At 43.3% G+C, this 21,471-nt stretch carries 18 protein-coding genes; 9 read left to right on the forward strand and 9 right to left on the reverse strand.

Going from position 1 to position 21,471, the window contains the following annotated elements:
- Nucleotides 1–157 precede the first annotated feature (157 nt).
- Nucleotides 158–3,031 carry a bifunctional [glutamate--ammonia ligase]-adenylyl-L-tyrosine phosphorylase/[glutamate--ammonia-ligase] adenylyltransferase gene (glnE, locus tag C9J12_RS13530; protein ID WP_107243200.1) on the reverse strand — a complete coding sequence of 958 codons (2,874 nt, stop codon included), beginning with the start codon at nucleotides 3,029–3,031 and terminating at the stop codon, nucleotides 158–160.
- Between the two features lie 221 nt (nucleotides 3,032–3,252).
- Complete coding sequence (locus C9J12_RS13535) at nucleotides 3,253–4,854, reverse strand: methyl-accepting chemotaxis protein (RefSeq protein ID WP_107243201.1); 1,602 nt, start codon at nucleotides 4,852–4,854, stop codon at nucleotides 3,253–3,255.
- A 181-nt stretch (nucleotides 4,855–5,035) separates the two neighbouring features.
- Here C9J12_RS13535 and C9J12_RS13540 point away from each other — a divergent pair, with 181 nt between their 5' ends.
- A complete protein-coding gene (locus C9J12_RS13540; RefSeq protein ID WP_107243202.1) occupies nucleotides 5,036–5,851 on the forward strand; it encodes a potassium channel family protein in 816 nt (271 codons plus the stop codon).
- A 69-nt stretch (nucleotides 5,852–5,920) separates the two neighbouring features.
- Here the strand turns inward: C9J12_RS13540 and C9J12_RS13545 are convergent, their stop codons facing one another.
- On the reverse strand, nucleotides 5,921–7,438 hold the full coding sequence (locus tag C9J12_RS13545; RefSeq protein ID WP_107243203.1) for a CYTH and CHAD domain-containing protein: 1,518 nt from the start codon (nucleotides 7,436–7,438) through the stop codon (nucleotides 5,921–5,923).
- 185 nt (nucleotides 7,439–7,623) lie between these two features.
- On the opposite strand from C9J12_RS13545, the gene C9J12_RS13550 reads away from it, so the two are divergent.
- The 3 genes from C9J12_RS13550 (at nucleotide 7,624) to C9J12_RS13560 (ending at nucleotide 10,336) form a co-directional block, all read left to right on the forward strand.
- The gene (locus C9J12_RS13550) at nucleotides 7,624–8,304 is read left to right on the forward strand and encodes a TIGR00153 family protein (RefSeq protein WP_107243204.1); all 681 of its coding nucleotides are present in this window, start codon (nucleotides 7,624–7,626) and stop codon (nucleotides 8,302–8,304) included.
- 32 nt (nucleotides 8,305–8,336) lie between these two features.
- Entirely contained in the window at nucleotides 8,337–9,605 is a 1,269-nt protein-coding gene (locus C9J12_RS13555) for an inorganic phosphate transporter (protein WP_107243205.1), read from the forward strand.
- Nucleotides 9,606–9,718: 113 nt separating this feature from the next.
- Nucleotides 9,719–10,336 (forward strand): TIGR04211 family SH3 domain-containing protein, encoded by a 618-nt coding sequence (locus tag C9J12_RS13560; protein WP_107243206.1) that lies wholly within the window; start codon nucleotides 9,719–9,721, stop codon nucleotides 10,334–10,336.
- An 84-nt stretch (nucleotides 10,337–10,420) separates the two neighbouring features.
- Here C9J12_RS13560 and C9J12_RS13565 read toward each other — a convergent pair whose 3' ends face one another.
- Nucleotides 10,421–11,368: a general secretion pathway protein GspB gene (locus C9J12_RS13565; protein WP_107243207.1), complete on the reverse strand. Its 948-nt coding sequence runs from the start codon at nucleotides 11,366–11,368 to the stop codon at nucleotides 10,421–10,423.
- Nucleotides 11,368–13,035: an ExeA family protein gene (locus C9J12_RS13570; RefSeq protein ID WP_107243208.1), complete on the reverse strand. Its 1,668-nt coding sequence runs from the start codon at nucleotides 13,033–13,035 to the stop codon at nucleotides 11,368–11,370. Before C9J12_RS13570 ends, C9J12_RS13565 begins: the two co-directional genes overlap by 1 nt.
- A gap of 585 nt (nucleotides 13,036–13,620) precedes the next feature.
- Between C9J12_RS13570 and C9J12_RS13575 the strand changes: the two genes are divergently transcribed.
- On the forward strand, nucleotides 13,621–14,856 hold the full coding sequence (locus C9J12_RS13575) for a multifunctional CCA addition/repair protein (RefSeq protein WP_107243209.1): 1,236 nt from the start codon (nucleotides 13,621–13,623) through the stop codon (nucleotides 14,854–14,856).
- A 131-nt stretch (nucleotides 14,857–14,987) separates the two neighbouring features.
- On the opposite strand, the gene C9J12_RS13580 is transcribed toward C9J12_RS13575, so the two are convergent.
- From C9J12_RS13580 to folB, 3 genes are read right to left on the reverse strand one after another with little or no spacing between them, the layout of a single operon-like run.
- Complete coding sequence (locus tag C9J12_RS13580; protein ID WP_107243210.1) at nucleotides 14,988–15,791, reverse strand: undecaprenyl-diphosphate phosphatase; 804 nt, start codon at nucleotides 15,789–15,791, stop codon at nucleotides 14,988–14,990.
- A 17-nt stretch (nucleotides 15,792–15,808) separates the two neighbouring features.
- The gene (gene folK, locus C9J12_RS13585) at nucleotides 15,809–16,297 is read right to left on the reverse strand and encodes a 2-amino-4-hydroxy-6-hydroxymethyldihydropteridine diphosphokinase (protein WP_107243211.1); all 489 of its coding nucleotides are present in this window, start codon (nucleotides 16,295–16,297) and stop codon (nucleotides 15,809–15,811) included.
- Nucleotides 16,294–16,647: a dihydroneopterin aldolase gene (folB, locus tag C9J12_RS13590; RefSeq protein WP_107243212.1), complete on the reverse strand. Its 354-nt coding sequence runs from the start codon at nucleotides 16,645–16,647 to the stop codon at nucleotides 16,294–16,296. Before folB ends, folK begins: the two co-directional genes overlap by 4 nt.
- Nucleotides 16,648–16,881: 234 nt before the next feature.
- On the opposite strand from folB, the gene plsY reads away from it, so the two are divergent.
- Nucleotides 16,882–17,493, forward strand: a complete 612-nt coding sequence (plsY, locus tag C9J12_RS13595; RefSeq protein ID WP_107243213.1) for a glycerol-3-phosphate 1-O-acyltransferase PlsY — start codon at nucleotides 16,882–16,884, stop codon at nucleotides 17,491–17,493.
- 80 nt (nucleotides 17,494–17,573) lie between these two features.
- Here the strand turns inward: plsY and tsaD are convergent, their stop codons facing one another.
- Nucleotides 17,574–18,593, reverse strand: coding sequence for a tRNA (adenosine(37)-N6)-threonylcarbamoyltransferase complex transferase subunit TsaD (gene tsaD, locus C9J12_RS13600; protein ID WP_107243214.1), 1,020 nt, complete (start codon nucleotides 18,591–18,593; stop codon nucleotides 17,574–17,576).
- Nucleotides 18,594–18,841: 248 nt separating this feature from the next.
- On the opposite strand from tsaD, the gene rpsU reads away from it, so the two are divergent.
- From rpsU to dnaG, 3 genes are all read left to right on the forward strand, one after another.
- Nucleotides 18,842–19,057, forward strand: coding sequence for a 30S ribosomal protein S21 (gene rpsU, locus C9J12_RS13605; protein ID WP_005301411.1), 216 nt, complete (start codon nucleotides 18,842–18,844; stop codon nucleotides 19,055–19,057).
- Nucleotides 19,058–19,083: 26 nt separating this feature from the next.
- Nucleotides 19,084–19,527, forward strand: a complete 444-nt coding sequence (locus tag C9J12_RS13610; RefSeq protein WP_107243215.1) for a GatB/YqeY domain-containing protein — start codon at nucleotides 19,084–19,086, stop codon at nucleotides 19,525–19,527.
- Between the two features lie 130 nt (nucleotides 19,528–19,657).
- Nucleotides 19,658–21,409, forward strand: coding sequence for a DNA primase (gene dnaG / locus C9J12_RS13615; RefSeq protein WP_107243216.1), 1,752 nt, complete (start codon nucleotides 19,658–19,660; stop codon nucleotides 21,407–21,409).
- Nucleotides 21,410–21,471: the final 62 nt, after the last annotated feature.

Raw genomic sequence — 21,471 nt, forward strand, 5'->3', positions numbered from 1 at the left:
ATCTCCGGGATAGTGAAAACCGCCAAATACTAACATAAAGTGAAAATGCCTTACATTATGGCGGTTTTAATACACTTAGTTGGCTTTGACCAATAATAAGCGCTATTAATTTATTTTAAGTATTCGTTAAACCAATGATTATTTTAATAACTATATATTACTCATCACTGTTTGGTACTAAGTATTCTTGCCAGATCTGCTGTACAGTTCCACGCTCTGTGACAAACTGTGATTCATCAACATAAGCGGATAATCCAAGTAAGTTCAAACGGTGAATATCATCACGCATTACGCAATACGCTTGCTTCAATGCTGATGCTTGAGGCAAGCTCAATACTTCACATTCCGCCATAGTATCAAAAATACGAACATTATCAGACCAGCGTGTTAAATAAGGTTCAGTATGTGAATGTTGTAGTACCAAATATTGCGCTAAAAATTCAATATCAGTAATACCACCGTTATCTTGCTTTAAGCCAAACATACCGGCTTTTTTACTGCCTAAATGATCACGCATTTTATGACGCATGCTCACTACATCTGCCTGTAGTGATTGGGTATCTCGAGGTTGAGTTAAAATGCGTTTTCGAACATCAGAAAAAGCATCGAATAATGGCACATCGCCATAGATCATTCTGGCACGCACTAATGCTTGGTGTTCCCATGTCCATGCTTCTTTTTGTTGGTATTCATCAAAAGACTCAACAGTACTTACCAATAGACCAGAGGCACCTGACGGGCGAAGACGCACATCAATTTCGTATAACACCCCAGAAGATGTTCGCGTCGAAAACAAATGTACAATACGCTGCGCTAGCCTTAAATAAAACTGACGCCCATCAATCTCTTTTTTACCGTTGGTATAAACATCGGCGGGGCAATCATGTAAAAAGACCACGTCTAAATCAGAACCGTAGCCTAATTCCCAGCCGCCGACTTTTCCGTAGCCTATAACACCAAAACCTTTGCCATTACGATCAACTAAATGGGTGGGCTCACCATACTTCTCGGCCATTTGTAACCAAGCTTGGTTAACCACTGCTGTGATAATTGCCTCAGCAAGGTATGTAAGGTGATCACTCACGGCCATCAAGGGTAACGCACCCGCGATATCAGCCGCTGCAATGCGTAATAATTGCGCTTGCTTATACTGACGAATAGCCTCCATTTGTTGCTCCATATCCTCTTCAGGGATACGAGCAAGGTATTCGCGTAACTCATCACCATATTGATCCAATGGGGTTGGGTTATATAAATGTTGAGGATCCAATAACTCATCAAGCAAAATAGGGTATAGCGTTAGTTGCTCTGCCACCATCGGGCTCGCGGCACATAATCGAATTAGCTGACCCAGCGCCGCGGGGTGTTCCCCAAGCAATTCAAGATACGTGGTGCGGGTTGCAACTCGCACAATTAATTTAGTCACTCGCGCCAATACGGCTGAAGCATCAGAGCGTGGAACAATACGAGATAAAACTTCAGGCATCAGCTTTGCGAGGACTTCTCTACCTCTTGGCCCTAACGTACGCTTCGATAATTCTGCTTTCATCCCCAATATGGTACTAACTTGGCTAGCGGGATCTGCCGCATCGAGTTCTGCCATAATACTCAACAGAACATCCTCATCTTTCGCCATTGCCCACATTTCATGATATTGCTCACTAACAGAGCATCCAGCGTCATCCTCGTCAGTACCGATAATATCGTCAAATACAAGGTGGACCGCACTCATATGTAGTTCAATGGCTTCAAACAAGGATTGCCAATCTGCATAGCCCATCGCAAACGCTAAGCGTATTTGATCTAATGGCTTATCGGGTAAGGTTTGGGTTTGTTTATCATCAATCGCTTGTAGCAAGTTTTCTAACTTTCTTAAAAAGCAGTAGCCCAGCTCAAGGTGCTCAATTTGTTTTTCTGGCAGTAATGCCAATTGCTTCATTGCAGCCAAGGTTTTCAATAAGCTACGACCACGTAAACTTGGCTCTCGTCCGCCGCGAATGAGCTGGAATGACTGGGCAATAAACTCAACTTCGCGAATACCACCAGAACCTAACTTAATATTATTACTAAGACCACGACGTCGCACTTCGCTGCTGATCATAGATTTCATGCGACGCAATGCTTGAATGGCACTGAAATCGATATAACGACGGAAAACAAAAGGACGTAACATTTGACGTAACTCTTGGTATTGGGTAAAGCTTTCACGCCCCATTACACGCGCTTTGACCATCGCATAACGTTCCCAATCTCGCCCTTGCTCTTGGTAATAATCTTCTAGTGCCGCATAACTCATCACTAAAGGACCACTATCACCAAATGGGCGTAACCGCATATCAACACGATAACAAAAACCATCATAGGTTGGCTGATCAAGTGCCTTTATTAAACGCTGACCTAAACGGGTAAAGAATTGGGCGTTTGCCATGCTACGACGCCCCCCCACCGTATCGCCATTTTCGGGGTAAGTAAAAATCAGATCAATATCAGAAGAAAAATTTAGTTCTCCGCCACCTAACTTTCCCATCCCAAGCACCAACATCGGCTGCGCTTCACCTGCAGAATTTGTCGGCATACCCCATTCTTTACAACATTGATTATAAAGCCATTGATACGCTTCCATAATAAGGGCTTCAGCAAGCTGAGAGAGGTGCGCAAGGCTTTGCTCTAATGTGGACTTATTCGTGAAATCGCGCCACGCAATCCACACCATTTCTTGGCGTCGAAAGGCGCGTAATTGACGCATTAACCCGACATCATCAGCCGTGGTCACTAGCTTTATTTCAAGTTGTTGACGGTATTGCTCTGCGTGCTCTTTATCATCAATATGTTCGGATAGCCAAGGTAATAATTGCCCATCGCACACTAGGGATGATGCAATAAAATCACTTAAACCAATTACGGTTTCAAGTTCATTTTGGCGCTCTGTTGGCCACTGAGCCAAGAGTTCAGGATGGGCTTGTTGAAGTTTATCTAACGCTTTGGTTGCGGCTATAGACAACAATTCAGGTCGCTCTAGGTGTTGAGTCATCGCAGTTCCTTTGATCCTTTTTCCTGATGAGCTTATCGCTCACGCCATTTCTATCGCCAAATAATATAAAGCGTGTATACCCAAGTCACCTCAAGGTGAATCTTGCATCCTGAGGTGACTTGGGTATATATCAATTACGATACCACAAAGAAACGCCCACCTAGAGGTGGGCGCTTTATAAAAACATTGAAGATGAGTGCTTTCTCACTACTCGATGATTTTTACACTTTAAATGCTTGGATCTTCCCTTCCAAATCATTAGCGTAAGCTTGCATCGTGTCTGATGTTTCTGACAATTCAGTCACAACCGTCACAGAGGCTTCAACCAATTCACGAACATTGGTTAAATTTTGATTCATCTCATCAGCTACTGCCGTTTGCTGTTCAGCAGCCGAGGCTATGTGGAAGTTCATATCATTGATTTTTTGCACTTGCTCAACGATTTTATCTAACTCGCCACCAGCTCGAGTCACTAAATCTACCCCTTCAGCGGCTTCAACAACACTTTGCTCCATTAAACCAACAGCTTGATTCGCACTATTTTGCAATTGAGAGATCATCTCTTGAATCTCGACCGTGGCTGTTTGGGTTCGCTGCGCCAAATTACGCACTTCATCTGCCACAACGGCAAAACCGCGTCCGGCATCGCCCGCACGTGCCGCTTCAATAGCAGCATTCAGTGCCAGTAAGTTAGTTTGCTCTGAAATACCTTGAATAGTGACAATCACACTGCCAATTTGATCAACACGTGCTTCCACTTGATTTACCGCACCAGCCGATTGTGTAATATCTTGAGATAACTGATTAATAGTAACAATGGTTTTCGAGACAAACTCTTGCCCCTGTGCCGCTTGCTCAGATGTGCCTTCAGTGGTATTTGATGCATCACGAGCATGCTCAGCAACCGTTTGTACCGTCGATGTCATTTCACTCATCGCTGAGGCGAGTTGATCAATTTCAATAAATTCTTCTTTAGCAGATTCTTTCGTTTCCACCATACTAATCGACATAACCTCAGCCAAGCATGACAGCTCTGCTGATGTTTCACGTTGATTACCCATCACTTCACGCAATTGCACTCGTGTTCGTTCAAGCTCACGCGCCAGATCGCCATATTCATCATTGCAATCCATACTAATCGGTTGAGATAAATCACGATCAGCCAACTTTTTAATACTATCAGCTAAATACTGTGTCTGGCGTAACATCACGCTTGAGCCGCCCAATAGAATCATCACGAATGCCACAATCATTAAGCCCGTTTGCCAAGCAACCTGGGTAAGGAAATCATTGTAGTAACCATCAGCGACTGACGCAGACTGTGATGCAACAACCAGCCAATTCCACTGAGGTAATTCAATCGCATAGTCAAAACGTGCCTGATCGTTAAGAACAACAGATCCTGCACCAGTATGCTGTGAAAAATACCGCGCTAAAGAGATACCTTGATCAGTGGTGTCCGTTAAATTACTGATAGAACGGGCCGTAGGATGACCAATCACCTTTCCAGTATCACGCTCAACTAAATAGAGGTATGCACCTTCTTGCCAGCTTGCGGCTTGTGTATTAATTATTTGCTCTGCCATTGCCTTGCCGCTTTCGCCTTGGGCAAGGAAATTATTTAATAACGCAGCGTTCGCTTGGGCTAACTCTTCAGAGCGATCTTGTTGAATCTGAACAACTGACTGATGAAAGGTCTTTGCATCCCATAATTGCTTGCCAATCAGTAGCAACGTACTGAATACCATTAACAATACGAGCTTAGGCACAAGACGTATATTTGTTAATCCTTTTTCCCATGGTTTGAACACCATCTTGGTCATTTGGTATCTCCCTATTAATCGTGCGCTGGCCTCAACGATCTCAGTTGTTTATAGTGATAGCGATATCATGTCCAACAAACCGATTGCTTTACCCATTGAATCAAAAAAGCCTGAATTATTTCAAAGCTCAAAAAAACTATAGCTATATTAACTATCGGCAGCAGATTGTGAAGATTAAATGATGAAAAAGATCGACGGCGTCAAACATGAATTGCATCCCATGAGTCTGATGGCTTTAATATTATCTTTCATGTCGTTAGCGATTGTGACCAGCTTAATATTTATTCCGCAAACAGATGATGCTTACAGGCTATTTCTGGGCATTGACACATTTATCTGTTTAATGTTTTGGTGCCAATTATTGACCGATTTATGCCGTTCTAAGCAAAAAAGCAATTACCTTAAAACCCATTGGTTAGACTTTATTGCCAGCATTCCAATCATTGAACCTGTTCGTTATATCCGTATATTGCAAATATTTCGCGTGTTACGGCTAATTCGTTCTAGCCAGCAAGTTTTAGCTCATATCCGAAGTAATCGCCGGGAAGCAACGGTCGCCACCATCTTTTTATTAATAACGGTACTTGTAACTGTCGGTTCTGCGCTGATATTGATTTTAGAAGGTAGCGACCCTAACGCTAATATTCACTCTGCTACTGATGCCGTATGGTGGGTATTTGTAACCATTTCGACCGTCGGTTATGGCGACCATTATCCTGTCACGACTTCCGGTAAATTATTGGCTGCTATCATTATAATTTGTGGGGTTGGTTTGTTTGGTATGGTGGCAGGTTTAGTCAGCTCCGTTGTTTCTGACCCACAAAAACAGAAAGAAGTTAATGAAAAGAAGCATCAAAAAGAATGGCTACAAATGCTTGATATACAAAAGCGGCTTCTTGAGCGATTAGAAACTTTAGAATGTCGTTTAAGTGAAAAAGCGGGAACAGAACAACACGAAAATATAAAAGATGAGCATAAAAAAGCGCCCCATCAATAGGTGCGCTTCTTTCTATATGATCTCAAAGATGAGCATAACAATTAGTCATTTTCACTGCCAAGCGGATCTTTATGGCCAGTACGGGGTTAATTCAACCCCCATTTGACGCGTCTGATCCATCGCATGAATCAATGACTCTTCTTTACGACTTAGCCATTTTTCAATCTGAGCTTGATCTTCTTCATCGTCTTGAAGGGCCACAAGAGAACGAACCACATCTAACTGGTGGAGATCTTCAATACCTTGTAAAAGGTCTTGCCATGGCATTCTAAAATACGAACGTTTACCTTCATCATACAGCTCAGCAAAACACATCCCACTCATCAAATTGCGTAATAACCGAGGCTGTTGATCAAAATAATCAATCCGGTTTAATTCACGAGAAGAGGGAAAAACATCTTGTAACTCTTCCCATGAACGAGATAACGCACTATCAGAAAACGGTTTAATATTATCCGCTAATTTATTACGCATTTTGTCATCAAGGAATGGCTGCCAACCTCGACTTAAAATCCAACGGCTTAAATCAAGCAACAAACCGCAATATCGTGCAGATTGTAATAGCTGCAACATATCACTGGCAGTCGGTAGCGCTTCAAAGCGAGCATCCAACTGCTGAAGCAATGGTTTACGGGCATTTAGCTTTTTCAGTAAACTCCCTTTTTCTGCCTGAATCGCCACAATCTTTGACGCTTCATTTAACCACTGAAGTTCACCTTCAAGCCACTGTAACTCTTGTCGAATTAATGCACTCGCACGGCGAGGAATCACGCCACCAAAAACAACAAAGGCTTGTCGGATCAAACTTAAGGCATTTTTAAGTTCGCTAAGCGCGGCTAGATCATGACACTCAGCAAAAATCTGCTCATGATAATGCCAATGTCCTAAAGCATGTTCTAACGTATTTACGAAAACCGTTTCAACTGAATCTTCAGGTTCGACATTCACAAAGGTCAACGCTTTAACATCATCACCTTCATACCCCGCCGCGAGACGATAGCCTCGTGCCGCTTTACTTAAATTACCCAGACGCATACCGCCTTCGGTACAAAGCTCACGAGCTAGTATAAACAAAACATCGGTTTGTCCGGAAATCAGCTCTAACTCAACTTCGCAGATGGGGGTTGTTTGGCCATTTGCACTGACATGTCCCTGATCAAAAGCCAATTCAATCTGGCTACCATCAGGCATTGCGACCAACCATTGTTGCCGCTCGAAATCAGTTGAAAATAGTGGCTGAAGTTGTTGTTGAATATCGGCAACATCAACACTTTCTGGCCATGCATCGACCGGATGCAAAGTAAGATCAGGTACCGTGCTATTGGTTTCAGCGTTGTATTCCGGACGCTGATGCAACCCCGCAACAACACGACCCGCCGTTTTTAATGTCTGAACATATACGTCATCATAACGACGAATGCGTAAACCTATATCATGCTGTCGCAAAATTTGTTCGGGTGTGTCGAAGTAGACGTTGCCTAGCATTCGGCTGCTTTGCTGCAGTATTTTCGATTCAGATATTTTGCGCAATAAATGACTCGAAAATTCCGGCGAAACGAAAAGCTTCAGTTCTATCTCAGTTTCCATAGTTATACCTATAAACAGTGGCAAACCAAGGATATTTCCTTATGCGCTTGGGGGCAAGAGAGAAATATCAACAAAAGCTTGATCAAAAGTGTTTCCCCTATACTTAGTTATACGTTACCATGCGCGCCTCAATGACCATCGCTCAAGAATTAGCCATTTTAGGCACTCTCTCAGGTTGATCGGCTATGCCAGTAAATACAATAATGGGGCTCTTTGCTAAATCCCCAATGAAACCACTGCAACGTCACGTTACTCGCGTAAATGAATGTTGCGATTTGCTTATACCATTCTTTGAAGCATGTAATGCTGGAGACTGGGACAAAGCATCTCACTTACGTGAACAGATTTCGCAACTTGAAAAAGATGCGGATGTATTGAAGCGTGAGATCCGTCTAAAGCTTCCTCGTGGCCTTTTCATGCCAGTCGACCGTACTGACATGTTAGGACTTCTTACTCAACAGGATAAACTAGCCAATCTATCAAAAGACATCGCAGGTCGAGTCTTAGGTCGTAAGCTACAAATCCCTGCCGTTATGTATCCTGATTTCGTCGCATACGTTCAACGCTGTCTTGACTCAGCTGACCAAGCTCGTCGAGTGATCAATGAATTGGATGAACTGCTAGAAACAGGCTTCAAAGGCAGAGAAGTAACGCTTGTTGCCGAAATGATTAATCAGCTTGATGTCATCGAAGATGATACTGACAGCATGCAGATTGTCTTGCGCCAACAGCTTATGTCTATCGAAGACCAATACAACCCGGTAGATGTAATGTTCCTTTATAAAATTCTCGAGTGGGTTGGCGGTATCGCTGATCAGGCACAACGTGTCGGCTCGCGATTAGAAATCATGCTATCGCGCTCTTAAAGCACGAGAATTTAAAATAACAAGGTTTTACAATGGAAATCCTGGCTAACTACGGCACCATTCTTATTTTGGTGGCGGCTATCTTCGGTCTTTTGATGGCGATTGGTATTGGTGCAAATGATGTTGCCAATGCTATGGGTACTTCAGTAGGTTCAAAGGCACTTACCGTTAAACAAGCAATCATCATTGCGATGATTTTTGAATTCGCAGGTGCTTACCTTGCGGGTGGTGAAGTAACAGATACTATCCGTAAGGGTGTTATCGACATGTCGTTTTATGCTGATCAACCAGAAGTTTTGGTTTACGGTATGATGTCAGCTCTTCTTGCTGCTGGAACATGGTTATTGCTGGCTTCTTATATGGGCTGGCCGGTATCAACAACACACTCAATCATCGGTGCTATCATCGGTTTTGCGTGTATTTCTGTTGGTACTGAAGCTGTGGATTGGCAGTCGGTACAGGGCATTGTCGGTAGCTGGCTTATTACCCCATTAATTTCAGGTCTCTTTGCTTACCTGATCTTTGTCAGTGCTCAGCGCCTCATTTTCGATACTGATAACCCCTTGATAAATGCCAAGCGTTTTGTCCCTATTTACATGTTTATCACTGCGATGGTCATTGCGTTGGTAACAATTACAAAAGGTCTAAAACACGTTGGATTACATCTATCAAGTGGTGAAGCTTGGGCGGCATCGGCAGCTGTATCTACTCTGATTATGATTTTTGGTTATATCTATATCAGTAAAAAATACACTGACGATGGTAGCTCAGTTGATAGCAATGGCTATGCTGGCGTAGAACGCGTATTCAGCCTATTAATGGTTGTTACAGCGTGTGCGATGGCATTTGCTCATGGTTCCAATGATGTCGCTAATGCAATTGGTCCACTGTCTGCGATTGTATCAACCGTTCAGAACATGGGACAAATTGCAGAGAAAACAACAATAGCATGGTGGATTCTACCATTAGGTGGTGTCGGTATTGTTATTGGTCTAGCAACAATGGGGCATAAAGTAATGGCCACCGTTGGTACTGGTATTACGGAACTAACACCAAGTCGAGGCTTTGCTGCTCAGTTAGCAACAGCATCAACCGTGGTATTAGCATCTGGTACTGGTTTACCAATCTCTACAACACAAACGTTAGTTGGTGGTGTAATTGGTGTCGCTTTTGCCCGTGGTATTGGAGCGTTGAACTTAGGCGTTGTACGTAACATCGTCGCGTCTTGGGTTGTAACGTTACCTGCTGGTGCCCTACTTGCTGTTGTTTTCTTCTACATCATACAAGCTATTTTTGGTTAAGCGTGACTCAGGTTCAAAAGAGGGAGGCTTTGCCTCCCTCTTTTCTTGCACCTAAGGCACAAACTTTTTAGTATCTGTGCTCTTAAAGAATACGGCTCCTCAAGGATCAAATTGTGAAGCATCTAATTAGCATTTTATTATTAGCTTGCGCTGTTGTTACAGCTCCTGTGCAAGCTGAGCAAGTTCGTTACATTTCGGATAATTTATTCACTTACATGCATAAAGGTCCAAGCACTCAATTTCGTATTATCGGTAGTGTGAATGCGGGTACCAAAGTTGCATTACTAGAAACCAACAAAGAAACGGGCTTTAGTCGCGTTACCGATGATCGTGGACGCTCCGGTTGGGTAAACTCAGACTTCGTTTCTCGTCAAGTTGGCTTACAAGCTCGTGTACCTGCACTTGAAAGTGAATTAACAAAAGTAAAAGCAGCGCTTGCTGAAGCGACAAAATCAAGCGATGAGCAAAATGCAGGATTGAAAAATTCACTGGCGCTACGCAATACTCAAATCAGTGAAATGGAAGAGAAAAGCATTAATATGAATGATCAATTAACGGCATCTCAAGCCGAAATTCGTGAGTTACGTGCGAAAATTGACACTCAGAAAGATGATCTACTCATGAAGTGGTTTACGTATGGCAGTATGGTGGCGGGCTTTGGCTTGCTACTTGGTCTAGTACTTCCACATATCATTCCACGTCGCCGTAAGCGTAATAACGGCTGGGCGTAATAATAGATTACCTAATAAAAATGGCAGCCTATGGGCTGCCATTTTTTTATCTATTAACGGTATACCCAAGCCTCCTCAAAACACTTACCACTCAGAAAGCGCTGGCATCGAAACTAAATAACCATCGAATGCCAACACAACTTGGCGTGGATCAATTCGGTAGATTTTCACACCATCAGTGACCTCATCACCTTCAAACACCTCTCGACCATTCACTTTCACCCAACGGCTTTCTGGCGTTGATGAGTAAATATGCTGCTCAAAGTTCAGTGACGGTAAGCGCTCCTGAACGGCAACAGGCAATTGACCAAGAGGCACAATGGCTGGCTCAGGGTTAGTTTGCGGCACTGCTCGTCTTTCTGTGGGTTCGCTATCGTAATACGGCGTCTCATCTGTTGCTGCAATCGCCGATTTCAACTGCCGGGCGAGCTGTGGTGATAAGCCCGATAAATCAAGGTTATCCAATTGCAAAAGATCGGTCTCGGATGATGCTGAGCGATCACGACTTGCACTTTCATTGGTATAACGTTCTGCCCCCTTACGAGGTATCGGTACGCTTGCTGGTCGAGTATCGGTCTGAATCTCAGCATAGGCAGGTTGAGCGAAATATTGTCTATCACCTAAAGGCAATGGCTCAGTCACTAACTCTGGATAGGCTAAAAACACAAATTGACCGTCTGCGCTGCTTACCCTTGCTGGCTTAGCCTTTACCGATTTAACCGTCGTTACGCTCTGTATCACACGCTCAGGGGCAATAACGCGTACTTCCTGAGGCTGAGTCAATGGTTCAAGCGATTGTGGCGTTAACACTGTTTCAGAAGACACTTGTATCTTATAACCGACGATCAATACGGCCGGTAGAATAGCTATCACTAAGGGCAGTAACCAACCAGATACTTTCGGTGTCAGTTTATCTTGTTTTAATGGATGTACCGTCGCATTGCCATGGGGTACCTGATGAGTAACAGGCTGAGATTGTTGTGCTGAGTGTCCTTGCTCTGACTGCTCAATCGCGTTCAACAAATTGGACATTAGCTTCTCTCCGGTTGCAATGTCGGGCCAGGCAGATTCAACGCAGAATCAAGTACCATTAGCGTCAAAGGACCCGCTATACCATCTGCAGCTAAATCTTGCGATCGCTGAAAACGACGCAATTTATCTAATACCGATTGACCAAAATAATCAGAATGGGTTTGAGTTTCTCCTAAAAAGGAATTGAGTTGCTGACTAAGCCATGCAACACGTGGCCCTTGCTGACCATAACGAATGGTTGTTTTACTACCATGAGGAGGACGCCACAATAAGGTATATTCACCCTGCCAGTGTTGTTCAAACCACTCGGGTTTAACTGCAATCCGTTCGCCACCAAATAATAACTCAATGCGCTTTGCTGTAACGGCATAAACAACGGCATAAAACGTTTGTTGCTGGCTATCTTGTAAAGTCACCATTGCTGGGCGATTGATTAAACCTAATCGATTTAGATCCGTATTACCTTGATGGCAAGTCAATTGAATTCGTTGGCTCGTTGTACAATTCGCTTGGTTAAGCGCGGTGTCAAACCCCCACAATTGATAAAGCGATTGCATGGCTTGTCGTTCATGTCGACTTTGCGTTATCGCCGCTTGAAGACGTTCTACTGGTGTCGCCACTTTAACAATTTCAACCTCTTCAACAGATTCAGCAAAAACAGGAGCGGGTTCGTTCACGTGAACGGTAGAAACGGGTACTGTTGTTACAGTAGCTGTCGCGGTATAACCGTCTTCCTGCTGGCTGCTCCAATACCAGCCACCACCAGCGAGTAAAACAGCTACCAGCGCTGTCGTTCCCCATCGAATGAATCCTGCTGGTATTGCTGCAGAAGAATAGCGAGCCGCTTGAGCTGCAGGTAATTGCCAACTAAGCACATCATCACATGCCTGAGTCATCATCACCTTGGTGACTTGGTGGCGTGAATGTTGACATGCTCGCTGCATCGCCTTATCACAGACAAGGTTAATCAGTCGTGGAACCCCACCCGTTGCTTTTGCAAGCTGACGAACAACTGAAGTATCAAACACAGGGTAAAGACAATTTACCGCGCGTAAACGGTAATTCACATATTCACCGACTTCATCTGGTGTTAATGGCAGTAAGTGATAGCGAGAGGTTATACGTTGAGCCAATTGACGAAGGTTGTCTTGTTGCAACAAATATTGCAATTCAGGCTGCCCGATCAACACTACTTTCAGCAACTTACGGCTATCCGTTTCTAGATTAGTCAATAACCGTAGTTGTTCCAGCACATCAGACATTAAATGCTGCGCTTCATCGACTAACAGTAAAGTTTGCTTTCCTTCACTGTGATTCTTCAATAAATGTTGATAGATAGTGTCTGTTAAGACTTTAAAGCTCGCATTGTCCACATAACCCAACCCGAGCTCATCACAAATAGCAGCTAACAAGTCATGAGCCGACAAAGCAGGGTTAAGAATAACCGCCACTTGTGTTTCTTGGGTTAAGCGAGAGATTAATGCGCGTAATACCGTCGTTTTCCCTGTTCCCACTTCGCCCGTTAATAGCGCAAAACCGCCACCATCAGACAGCCCTGCCAACATGTGAGTGAGAGCTTCCCTGTGTCGCTCGCTTAAATAAAGAAAGCGAGCACTTGGAACAATCGAAAATGGCGTTTCAGTTATCCCGAAAAAATCCTTGTACATGATTTATACTCTGCACCTAAATAGACTTAATTCATAATCCGACACAGTTCTCTTTTATAAGTTCGATAACGCCGCTAGAAAGGAGTTGATTCTAATAATGCCTTTTGTAGATGCGTTACATCAATGTGTAGAACGTGTATGGATCGTTAATATTCAAATAGTTATTGCTGTGTTCTAATAAAGCAAAAGACCCTTTGATAGGTACCATTGTATACCTTCAGGATTCAATGACACTACCAAGGAAGCAAAAGGTCTGAACTTCAAGCAATAATTAGACCTATACCCATGATACTTCAAGGTGCAAAGTCAGCAAGGCAAATCGAGCCAAGATGCTAGGCATAAAATTGAGGTATAGTTATGCTACATAGAGATTTTATAACAACGCAGATTGGTGCGAGTTGCCTTACCCTACGGGGCGCAAGCTAGAAAACCAGCTCAGCGTTGCAACAATCAACAAGGGAATACCATTACCTCATGTTGCGCCTTGTTCTGGTCTCCGAGCTTGTGCCTGACAAAGCACCTTGAGGTAACATGGGTATATGATACATCTTTGCTAAATAAACAGCGGGAATATAGGAGCAAATTTTGCAGACATATCTTGTCGGTGGTGCAGTACGTGACGCACTGTTAGGGTTGAAAGTCGTCGATAAAGACTGGATGGTCGTAGGGGCAACACCAGAACAAATGCTTGCTCAAGGTTATGAGCAAGTGGGTAGCGACTTTCCGGTATTCTTACACCCAAAAACGAAACAAGAATATGCCCTAGCACGCACCGAGCGTAAATCAGGCAAAGGCTATACTGGCTTCATTTGTTATTCCGCACCTAACGTGACCTTAGAGCAAGATCTAATGCGCCGCGATCTCACCATTAATGCGATTGCACAAGAAAATGATGGTCGTTTAATTGACCCCTATAACGGTCAGCAGGATCTTAATAACAAGATATTACGCCATGTTTCTCCGGCTTTTGTTGAAGACCCATTACGCGTGCTTCGTGTGGCACGTTTCTCTGCTCGCTTTGCGCATTTAGGCTTCACGATTGCGCCTGAAACTATCGCCCTCATGCAAGAAATGGTTGTTGCAGGCGAACTCGAAGCATTAACCCCTGAGCGCGTATGGAAAGAGTGGGAGAAGTCATTATCGACAGAAAACCCAGAGGTCTTTCTTACCGTATTACGCCAATGTGGCGCGTTAAAGGTGGTAATGCCAGAAATCGATGCATTATTTGGTGTTCCACAGCCAGCGCAATGGCATCCTGAGATTGATTGCGGTATCCATACTTTGATGGTGGCGAAACAAGCCGCAGAGTTATCATCAGATAAAGTGATCCGTTTTGCTGCTCAAGTACATGATCTCGGTAAAGCCCTTTCACCGAAAGCAGATCTACCTAGCCACAAAATGCATTGTAAAGACGGGCTAAAACCTATTAAAGCCTTATGCCAACGTTTACGCGTACCCAATGATTACCGTGATACAGCCTTAATGGTATGTGCTCAACACACCAAAATTCATCACGCCAATGAAATGCGATCTGCTACATTTGTAAATATTTTGGATCAAATTGATAGCTGGCGAAAACCCGAGCGCGTTATTCAGCTTGCACTTTGCTGTCGCGCAGATGCTCGCGGCCGTACAGGACATGAAAATGATGCCTATTTACAAGCTGACATTTTACTCGCCGCATTTGATGCCGCTCAGCAAGTTGACGTAAAACCTATTGTTGCGGCGGGCTTTAAAGGAAAAGACATCAAAGAACAATTAGCGATTCATCGCACTGCAGCAGTGGAATTAGCCATAAAGCCTTTACAATCTAAAGCTTAAGCAATGAGACATTTTTAAATAAAAATAAAGCCCTGTAACCGAACCTATTTATAATAGACACGGTTACAGGGCTTTTTTATATCCGTACTCAAATGCTAGGTGCGACGTACTATTTACTTACTAAGTACTCTTTATTTACTAAGTAAAAAAGCAATAAGACCGAAACCCAGCACTAAGCGATAAATTACGAAAGGCATCATACCTACGCGTGTTACCAGCTTTAGAAATGCATGAATACACGCATAAGCACTAATGAATGACACTGCAATCCCGATACTTAATGCGCTGAAATCAATTGGTTCACCGCTTGTCACCAGTTTCAAACCAAGGTAACTGCCCGCTAACACAATAATCGGTATCGACATTAAAAATGAAAAACGCGCAGCCGCTTCACGGGTAAAACCTAAATACAACGCCGCAGTCATTGTCGCACCCGAACGAGATGTGCCCGGAATAATAGCCGCAGCCTGTGCTAAACCAATAAATAACGCACGTTTCCAACCCGTTTGATACTCATCAAACTTATGCTCTGAATGCTTATCTACCCACCATAACAAAAATGCAAAGATAATAGTGGTTGCAGCAATTACCCATGCTGAACGCAAATACAGTTCAATAAAGTCTTTCATGAACAAGCCAAAAATACAGGCAGGTATTGTGGCTAATGCAATCATCCATGTCAGTTTAGATTCCGCTGTATGCTTGCCTTTAAAAATAGAGGCAATCCAGGCTGAAAGTAATGTCACCACTTCTTTACGGAAATAAAGAATAACCGCAGCTAGCGTACCAACGTGTACTGCGACATCAAAAGCAAGCCCTTGATCAGGCCAACCTAGAATTTCCGACGGTAGAATTAAGTGTGCAGAGCTCGAGACAGGAAGGAATTCTGTTAACCCTTGAATAAGCGCTAACATAAAGGCTTCAAAGTGACTCATGGAGTTCAATATCCTTTTTAAACGGTTACGGCTATTTCAACAGGCCATAATGCCTGTGAATGCTCAAATGATTGCCATAGTTGGGCTACTGTACGGTCATCACCAGGGATAACACGATCAGGACAAAGTTCTGTTAGTGGCCACAATACAAAAGCAAATTTATAAATATCAGAACGAGGTAAAATAGGCGCAGAATCTCGGCACACATCACCAAATAACAAAATATCTAGATCCAACGTACGGCTCTGATTTTTTTGCGCATTGGGCGATCGTCCATATTGCAATTCCAGTTCTTTCAACGTTTGTTGCAGCGTATCAAACGAAAGCGACGTTTCTATTTCAACAACACAATTAAAAAAATTAGGACCACTAAACCCGACAGGTTCAGCTTCAAACAAACGCGATACCTGACATGTTGAACTGATTTTTTTAAGCTCAGCAATTGCAGCGTGAATATGATATTCACGCTGAATGTTAGATCCTAGGCTGATATAAACGGTGCTCACTTCGAGCCTCTTTCAATCTGAACCCCAACACCTCGAGCATTAACCACAGCACCAGGCTTAGTTACACGTACCTTCAACCAAGGTACAGAGAATTGCTCCATGATCAATGAAGCGACTTCTTCAGCCACACGTTCAACCAATAAAAAATCATTGTTTTGTACATGCGAAGTCACAGCATTACTCACAGTCGCATAATCAAGAGCATGTATCACATCATCACTGCTTGCAGCTGGTCGATTATCGTGAGCCATTTCCAAATCGATCACGAGTTTTTGCTTAATTTCTTGTTCCCAGTCATACGCCCCTATTGTGGCGATAACCTCAAGATGTTCGATAAATACTAAATCCATTTTCAATCGCTAATTTTGTTAGAGGTCGGATACCTAATTTGAGCAAAAGCGCGTATTATCAGGTCGTAATCGTCAAAAATCATGACATTCATTCATCAGGTCATCATATTGCATGGCAACCTGAAGCGGCATTATACCACACGCATGAATTTCTGGAATGAAACCAGGTGATTATCATCAGATAAGCCGGAATGATACAACAGTGACATTATCGCGACCGAGCTGGAATTTCACATGACACCATTAGTTCTTTTGATCATCATAGGGGCCTACTTATTAGGCTCTATATCAAGTGCGGTTTTAATTAGCCGGCTTTATCGCTTGCCCGATCCCCGAGATTCAGGTTCAGGTAATCCTGGTGCCACCAATGTTTTACGCTTAGGCGGTAAAAGTGCAGCGGGCATGGTACTGGTATGTGATGTTCTAAAAGGTATGTTGCCCGTTTGGCTAAGTTACTTCCTCAATATTAATCCCTTTTTATTGGGCATTATTGGCATTGCAGCCTGCCTTGGGCATATATATCCGATCTTTTTCCATTTTAGAGGTGGGAAAGGTGTTGCTACAGCACTTGGTGCACTGGCCCCTATCGGCTGGGATCTGAGTGGGATGCTCATTGGCACTTGGCTGCTAACTGTATGTATTACTGGCTATTCATCGCTAGGTTCACTGATTACGGCACTTGCAGCCCCAATGCTGACATGGCTCGTTAAACCTGAATATACAATGGCAGTCTCGATGCTTTCTTGCCTTATCGTATTACGTCACCATGACAATGTACGTCGATTATTAGAAGGTAAAGAAACAAAAATATGGCAAAAAATAAGCCGTAAAACCAAACTTAAATAGCGTGATTTATACGGCCCATCTGTTATTAAACTAGCGTAGTTAAACATCAAATAGTGTTTAATTAACAACCAGTTTGATATTTATTTTTTTAACGGTTTCAACTGATCGATCGGCCAGCGTGGGTACGCTTTTACACTCAAATCCATCAATTCTTTATTTTTCAATCGCTGCATTCCTGCATACGCGATCATTGCACCGTTATCCGTACAAAACTCTGTGCGAGGATAAAAAACCTCACCATTCAGTTTTGTCATCAATGAACCTAACTCTTGACGTAAGTAAGAATTAGCACTTACCCCGCCAGCGATAACCAAGCGTTTCAAACCCGTTTGTTTAAGTGCGCGTTTACACTTAATTGCCAATGTATCAACCACCGCTTCTTGGAAAGCAAATGCAATATCAGCACGCGTTTGTTCGTCATCGTCGTTGGCTCGAATTGTATTCGCTGCAAACGTTTTTAGGCCTGAAAAACTGAAGTCTAAACCAGGTCGATCTGTCATAGGACGAGGGAATTTAAAACGCCCTTTGGTACCCTTTTCAGCCAACTTTGATAGCAACGGACCACCAGGGTAATCTAAACCCATAAGCTTGGCTGTTTTATCAAAAGCTTCACCTGCCGCATCATCAACAGACTCACCTAAAATTTGATATTCACCAATACCTTGAACTTCAACCATCATGGTATGACCACCAGAAACCAGCAGTGCCACAAATGGGAAATCAGGGGCGTTATCTTCTAGCATTGGAGCCAGTAAATGCCCTTCCATATGGTGTACAGCCACAGCGGGTAAACCCCACGAATATGCAAGACTACGACCAATGGTTGCGCCCACTAATAACGCCCCAACCAAACCAGGTCCTGCGGTATAAGCAACACCATCAAGGTCTGCAGGTGTTAATCCCGCTTTTTTCAATGCTTCTTTGATTAACGGAATGGTTTTTTTAACATGATCACGAGAAGCTAATTCGGGTACAACACCACCATAATCAGCATGCAATTTCACTTGACTGTAAAGCTCATGTGACAGCAAACCTTGCTCATCATCGAAAATCGCAACGCCAGTTTCATCACAAGACGTTTCGATGCCCAATATACGCATAACAACCTCTATACTATTAGGGTACCAATCTGATAAATTACGCTATCTTTTGGAGCAAACAACGCTTCAAACTGGGATTAAGGGGAGTAATTGGAGCTTATGTTACCGCCCTTGACAGAAATTAACCAGTTCATGGTGGTGAATGCTTTACAAACACCCCAAGATCAGATTAGAATTTCGCACCATTTTTAAATTCAGCTGACATTGATCGTCAGCGTATAACCGAATCACTCTGAGGTGAGTATTACATGCCAGTAATCAAAGTACGTGAAAACGAACCGTTCGACGTAGCACTACGTCGCTTTAAGCGCTCTTGTGAAAAAGCAGGTATCCTTTCTGAAGTTCGTCGTCGCGAGCACTTCGAAAAGCCAACTACTGTACGTAAGCGTGCTAAAGCAGCGGCAGTTAAGCGTCACCTGAAGAAATTGGCTCGCGAAAACGCGCGTCGCGTTCGTCTGTACTAATCCACAGATAACGAAAGGACCGCGTAATGACTCTGACTGAACGTCTTAAAGACGAACAAAAAGCGGCAATGAAAGCGAGAAATAAACCTCGCCTTGGTGCCATCCGTTTAGTTCTTGCTGCCATAAAGCAACGTGAAGTTGATGAAAGAATTACGCTTTCTGATGAAGACGTGCTAGCAGTATTAGTTAAAATGGTTAAGCAACGCCGTGATTCTGTAGCTCAATATGAAGCTGCAAATCGACAAGATCTTGCTGATGTTGAACTTGCTGAAATTGCAGTACTTGATGAATTTATGCCTCAACCACTGAGTGATGACGAAGTTGTCGCTTTATTGGATGAAGCAGTTGCTTCAACTGGTGCTGTCAGCATGCAAGACATGGGTAAGCTCATGGGTGTATTGAAACCGCTTATTCAGGGTCGTGCCGACATGGGAAAAGTTAGCCAATTAGTGAAAGCTAAATTAGGTTAAAACTAACCCAGTTCTACCAGCAAGCCGTGCAATCCATTAGGAACGCACGGCTTGTTTGTATTTTTTCTTCACCATTTTCAATCTAATAAACACCCTATTCCTTCAATTACTTTCAGGTATCTCTCACTGTATGTCAGGAAAAATTCCTCGTTCATTTATCGATGATCTCATCACACGACATGACATCGTTGATGTAGTTGATGCGCGGGTGAAGCTAAAAAAACAAGGTAAAAACTTCGGTGCTTGTTGTCCTTTCCATAATGAGAAAACCCCATCTTTTTCTGTCAGCCAAGAAAAACAGTTCTATCATTGTTTTGGTTGTGGTGTGCACGGTAATGTTCTCGACTTCGTCATGGAATTTGATCGACTTGAATTCGTCGAAGCCATTGAAGAGCTTTCTTCACAGCTAGGTCTTGAAGTTCCGCGAGAAGACGGCGGTAAGCCTTCTGGCCCACGAACAGCAGAAAAAAGAAGCCTGTATGACCAAATGGGGCTAATTTCACAATTTTATCAATCTCAATTACGTACACCTGATGGAAAAACCGCGATCGATTATTTAAAAAATCGAGGATTATCTGGTGAAGTTGTACAAAAATTTGGGATAGGTTATATCCCCGATCAATGGGATATGGTTCGCAGCCGTTTTGGCCGAGATCCTGAATCGCAAAAAGCACTTGTTACCACTGGAATGCTAATCGAAAACGACAGTGGCAGACGCTACGACCGATTCCGTGGACGAGTGATGTTTCCGATTCATGATCGCCGTGGGCGTGTCATTGGTTTTGGTGGGCGAGTATTAGGTGATGGTACACCTAAATACCTCAACTCACCGGAAACCCCAATTTTCCATAAAGGTCGTGAGTTATACGGCCTCTATGAAGTGTTACAAGCGCATCGAGAGCCAGCAAAACTGTTGGTTGTCGAAGGTTATATGGATGTTGTTGCACTTGCACAGTTTGGTGTTGATTACGCCGTTGCTTCACTAGGTACGGCAACAACCAGTGATCACCTTCAAACCTTATTCCGTCAAACCAGTACAGTCGTATGTTGTTATGATGGTGACCGTGCAGGTCGTGAAGCGGCTTGGCGAGCAATGGAACAAGCCTTGCCCTTCCTAACCGATGGTCGCCAATTGAAATTCATGTTCTTACCCGATGGAGAAGACCCTGACTCATGCATACGTGCTGAAGGTAAAGATGCCTTTGAAGAACGTACGACTCAGGCAATGCCACTAACAGAATTTCTCTTTAACACCTTGATGCTACAGGTTGATACAAGCAGCAAAGAAGGTATGGCCAAATTGAGTATTTTGGCGGTACCTCTTATTGATAAAGTACCAGGCGGAACACTCCGACTATACTTACGTGAACTGCTAGGTAAAAAATTAGGGTTACCTGACGAAGCACAACTTCAGCAGCTAATATCTAAACAAGGTATTGAAACTAAAAAAATTGCAACGCCAGAAATTAAACGCACCCCTATGCGTGAAGCCATCGCTTTACTGATTCAAAAACCGAACTTCGTCAATAGTCTTGAGTTTGAGATGACGGATTTCGAAGGGATTGATGTCCCGGGGTTAAATTTATTGCTATCAATAGTTGATAAATGTCGTACTAACCCCAATATCACTACTGGTCAGTTACTAGAGCACTGGCGTGGTAATAAGCAAGAAGCCATGATGGCCCGTTTGGCCGCTTGGGAACTGCCTCTGTCAGATGACGAGGATCAGACTCTAAATGTATTTTTAGACGCAATGGACCGAATTATTGGTCAATGTGTCAAACAACAAATAGAAAAGTTGCAGGCTAAATCGAACACTGTCGGCTTATCAGTCGAAGAGAAGCAGGAGTTACAGTTACTTATACTGAACCGTCCTGGCTAGTATGTAGTCAACAATTAAGAAATTTGTTATAATTAATGGTTTGCATTTCAGCATACTAAATT

The organism is Photobacterium frigidiphilum (assembly GCF_003025615.1).
Taxonomy (GTDB): Bacteria; Pseudomonadota; Gammaproteobacteria; order Enterobacterales; family Vibrionaceae; genus Photobacterium; species Photobacterium frigidiphilum.